The organism is Vibrio sp. 1562, assembly GCF_033340155.1.
Lineage (GTDB): Bacteria > Pseudomonadota > Gammaproteobacteria > Enterobacterales > Vibrionaceae > Vibrio > Vibrio alginolyticus.
This window is the reverse complement of sequence record NZ_JAWOVY010000450.1, coordinates 1-642: the sequence shown is the minus strand read 5'-3', so window position 1 is coordinate 642 and position 642 is coordinate 1. Positions and strand designations below refer to the sequence as shown.

Below are 642 nucleotides of genomic sequence, written 5' to 3'. Positions count from 1 at the left end.
AAGAAGGTAAAGAAGCGGAAGCGAACGAGTACCGCCTGATGGATCCTCAAGATACATCGAACGTAACGACGGTTCAGTTCTACAACAAGCAGAGCTTTATCAACCCATGTATGGAATCTTCCACTCGCTTCGTAGATAAAGTGATTTCAGAAGTGGCAGCAATGCACACGGAAGCAGGCGCGCCGCTAACAACATGGCACTTTGGTGGTGATGAAGCGAAGAACATTAAGTTAGGTGCGGGTTTCCAAGACGTTAACGCGCAAGACAAAGTTAGCTGGAAGGGCACGATTGATCTGTCGAAACAAGACAAGCCATTCGCGCAGTCTCCACAATGTCAGACACTAATCGCAGACGGTACAGTAAGCGACTTTGGTCACCTTCCAAGTCATTTTGCAGAACAAGTGTCGAAGATCGTAGCAGAGAAGGGCATTCCAAGCTTCCAAGCATGGCAAGATGGCTTGAAGTACAGCGAAGGTGAGAAGGCATTTGCAACCGAAAACACACGCGTTAACTTCTGGGACGTTCTGTACTGGGGCGGTACTTCATCAGTGTACGAGTGGTCTAAGAAAGGTTACGACGTGATCGTTTCTAACCCAGATTACGTGTACATGGACATGCCATACGAAGTAGACCCGAAAGAGC

General features: G+C 48.1%; 1 protein-coding gene. It reads left to right on the top strand.

Annotated elements, in window-relative coordinates; genetic code table 11:
• Positions 1-642 (top strand): family 20 glycosylhydrolase (locus tag R7Z49_RS25745; RefSeq protein WP_318112503.1); only part of this gene is annotated, 642 nt, incomplete at both ends.